Source organism: Pseudomonas sp. GW822-FHT02E03 (assembly GCF_058802325.1).
In genome coordinates this window covers 1-3,798 of sequence record NZ_JBXAOA010000093.1, presented here as the reverse complement: position 1 = coordinate 3,798, position 3,798 = coordinate 1, and the positions used below count along the sequence as shown (strand labels likewise).

3 protein-coding genes are annotated in these 3,798 nt (G+C 62.7%); all 3 read right to left on the bottom strand.

From position 1 onward, the window contains the following. Nucleotides 1–97: 97 nt before the first annotated feature. The 3 genes from AC1RQB_RS28160 to aauS are packed head-to-tail and all read right to left on the bottom strand — an operon-like array spanning nt 98 to nt 3,662. Nucleotides 98–427, bottom strand: coding sequence for a GlpM family protein (locus AC1RQB_RS28160; RefSeq protein ID WP_177318853.1), 330 nt, complete (start codon nt 425–427; stop codon nt 98–100). An 8-nt stretch (nt 428–435) separates the two neighbouring features. Then, nucleotides 436–1,764, bottom strand: coding sequence for a two-component response regulator AauR (aauR, locus tag AC1RQB_RS28155; protein ID WP_008072323.1), 1,329 nt, complete (start codon nt 1,762–1,764; stop codon nt 436–438). Further along, the gene (aauS, locus tag AC1RQB_RS28150; RefSeq protein ID WP_008072324.1) at nt 1,761–3,662 is read right to left on the bottom strand and encodes a two-component sensor histidine kinase AauS; all 1,902 of its coding nucleotides are present in this window, start codon (nt 3,660–3,662) and stop codon (nt 1,761–1,763) included. Before aauS ends, aauR begins: the two co-directional genes overlap by 4 nt. Between the last annotated feature and the right edge of the window lie 136 nt (nt 3,663–3,798).

Genomic DNA, 3,798 nt, shown 5'->3' with positions numbered 1-3,798 from the left:
CCCCCCCCCCCCCCCCCCCCCCCCCCCCCCCCCCCCCCCCCCCCCCCCCCCCCCCCCCCCCCCCCCCCCCCCCCCTGGCTCCTACAGGGAATTGTGGTCAGGATTGAAAGCGCACCCACACCGTCACCAGCACCGTCGCCGCCATCAACCACGCCACCGCCGCCACCGCCAACGAAGCCTCCAGCCGCATCCGGTCGACCATCACATACAAGGTCGCCAGGTAGACGAAGTACGGAATGATCGACCACATGCCAAACACGATGGTGGTTTTCAGATCATCCAGCGAGCGCCCCTTGCCGACGATGTAATGAGCGATCAGTGCAAAGGTCGGAAACAGCGGCACCAGGCCTGCGATGTAATAGTTTTTGGTCTTGGCCAACATGGCGAGGATCACTACCACCGCCGCGCCCAGGGTCGCTTTGAACATCAGGTCCATCAGTGGCTCAACCCGTATTTCTTCACTTTGTCGAACAGCGTGGTCTTGGCCATCCCCAGTTCCTGGCTGGCCTGGGTCAGGTTGCCGCCGCTGCGCTGCAAGGCGTCGCTGAGCAGGTTGCGTTCGAAGGCTTCCACCGCTTCGGCGAAGGCCAGGCCCTGGTTGCTGCCGCTGGCGCCGGTTTTTTTGAAGGCCGGCAGGCCGAGGGCGAAGCGTTCGGCAACGTTGCGCAATTCGCGCACGTTGCCTGGCCAGTCGTGGCTCATCAGGTTCGACAGGGTCTGGTTGTCCAGCTCCGGCACCGCGCGGTCGAAGCGCAGGGATGACTGCTGCAGGAAGTGTTCGAACAGTTGCAGGATGTCTTCGCGGCGTTCGCGCAGCGGCGGCAGTTCCAGGGTTACCACGTTCAGGCGGTAATACAGGTCGCTGCGAAACTCGCCGGCCTTGCTCGATTGATCCAGATCGGACTTGGTCGCGGCGATCACCCGGCAATCCACCTCGACGCTCTGGTTCGAACCGAGGCGTTCGAGGGTACGCTCCTGCAACACCCGCAGCAATTTGATCTGCAACGGCAGCGGCATGCTTTCCACTTCGTCGAGGAACAGCGTGCCGCCGTGGGCATGTTCGATCTTGCCGATCCGCCGCTTGCCGGCACCGGTGAAGGCGTTGGCCTCGTGGCCGAAGATTTCACTTTCGAACAGGTTCTCCGGCAGGCCACCGCAGTTCAGCGCGACGAACTGTTTGGTGTGCCGACGGCTGAAGTCGTGCAGGCAGCGCGCAACCAATTCTTTACCGGTACCGGTCTCGCCTTCGATCAGCACGTTGGCCGAGGTATCGGCGACGTTGGCGATCAGTTCTCGCAGGTTCTGCATGGCCGGCGAGCGCCCGATGATCCGGCCTTCGAGGGAGTCGCGCTCGAACAGCTGTCGACGTAACGACGACACTTCTCGCGCCAGGCTGCGTTGCTCCAGCGCCCGGCGGGCGACGTCCACCAGGCGTTCTGGGGAGAAGGGTTTCTCCATGAAGTCGTAGGCGCCTTTTTGCATGGCGCCGACGGCCATGGAGATGTCGCCATGGCCGGTAATCAGCACCACCGGCAGGCTGCGATCGCGGGCCTTGAGCCGGGTCAGCAGTTCCAGGCCGTCGATGCCCGGCAGGCGGATGTCGCTGATGACGATGCCGGCGAAGTTATCGCCGACACGTTCCAGCGCTTCTTCGGCGCTGCCGACGCCCACGCAGGGAATGTCTTCCAGGGTCAGCGCCTGTTGGCAACCGAGCAGGACATGGGGGTCGTCTTCGACGATCAGCACACTAAGGTCGTTGTTCATATTGGCTCGGCGGGAGTGGGGCTTACCAACGGTAAACTGAGGACGAAGGTGGTACCACCGCTGGCCGGGTGTTCGACCCCCAGATGCCCGCCAGTGGCGGCGGCCAGGCTGGCGGAAAGCGTCAGGCCGAGGCCCAGGCCTTGTTCGCCGGGTTTGGTGGTGAAGAACGGTTCGAACAGATGCTTGCGCGCTTCGGCATCGATGCCGTGGCCATTGTCACGTACCCGCAGGCGATACTTGCCGTCGAATTCTTCGGCTTCAAGCCACAACTCCGGCTGGGGCTGCGACTGCATGGCGTCGAGCGCGTTGCCGATCAGGTTGACCAGGATCTGCTCCAGACGGGTCTGGTCGATCTGCACCTGTACGTCTTCAAGGTCGCGGTGCAATTGCAGGTGCGCGCTTTCCATCCGGCTGCCCAGCAATTGCAGGGCGGCGTCCACGGCTTTGCCAAAACTGGCCTGGCCCTTGTCATCACCGCGCCGGGCGAAGGAACGCAGGCTGGCGGTGATCCGGCCCATGCGGTCGATCAGTTCATTGATGGTCTTGAGGTTGGTGCTGGCCACATCCAGCTGACCGCGTTCCAGAAAGCGCACGGTATTGCCGGACAAGGTCCGCAAGGCGGCCAGCGGCTGGTTCAATTCGTGGGCGATGCTGGTGGACATCTGGCCGATGGCCGCCAGTTTGCCGGCCTGGACCAGTTCATCCTGGGCGCGGCGCAACGTCTCTTCCGCCTGCCGGCGTTCACGGATCTGGCCCTTGAGCCGTTCGTTGCTGGCGCGCAGGTCGGTGGTGCGTTCGGTAATCCGACGCTCCAGTTGATTGTTGGCTTCCTGCAAGGCTTCCCGCGCCGCGAGGCGGGTGGCGATCACCTTGCGCCGCTCGTTCCAGGCGATCAGCAGAAACGCCACCAGGGCAAACGCCACCGCCACCAGGATCCCCTGATTGATCGCTTCACGCCGCAAATCCTGCAGGGGGGTGAGCAGGGTGAAATTCCATGGGGTGTCGCTCAGCGGCCGGGTTTGCGAGAGGTAGCTGATGTTCTCTTCATCGGACATCAATTCGCTGTTGGCGGGGAAGGTCAGTTTTTCCTCGCCTTCGGCCAGCTTCTCCCGCGCCAGCGGTTGCAGTTCATTCAGCGGAAACCAGTAGTACTGCAGGCTACGGGCCAGTTTTTCCTTGGTTTCCTCGCTCAATGGCACAACCGATTTAAGCCGCCGCGCCGGATCGCTGGAGAGAATGATGATCCCGTTCTCGTCGCTGACGAAGGCTTCCAGACGCGCACGCTGCCAGCGTTCTTCCATGGCTTCGAGGCGGACCTTGACCACGGCGACACCGATGATCTTGCCGTGCTCTTCAAGCCCGTGCGCCAGGTAATAGCCGGGTTCGCCACTGGTGCTGCCAATGCCGTAGAAACGCCCCGGCTGACCGCGCACGGCATTCTGGAAATAGGCGCGGAAGGACAGGTCTTCACCCAGATAACTGTCGACATCGCGCCAGTTGCTGGTGGCCAGTACGCGACCGGTGGTGTCCATCACATAAATGGCCCGACTGCGGCTGCGCCGGTTCAGGCCTTCAAGGTATTCATTGACCGTCTGCCGGAGTTCCGGAGACGGGTCGGCCAACAGCTTGGAAACACTGGATTCGAGTTCCAGCAGGCTGGGCAGGTAGGTGTACTTGCTGATTTCGCTCTCGACGGCGCGGGCGTGCAGTTCCAACTGACGCTGGCCGTTCTCGCTGAGGCTGCGAATTCCGTAGTGTTCACTGACCCAGAAGCCGATGTAACCCAATCCGATCATCAGGGCGATGACCAGTGGCGGCAGGAACAGATGGCGAATCAAACGGGGTTTCACGGCGAGTGATGGCGGCGCGGCGCGATAGAGAGTGGAGTCGCATTTCATCACAGATGCCTTGGGTCAACCACAACACAAATATCCATATACCCACGAGCCCCTGTGGGAGCGGTGTGTGGTGAGGGGACAAACCCGATCGGATCCCGTAGGAGCCAGGGGTGGCGGGGGAAGAGGGCGTGAGGCG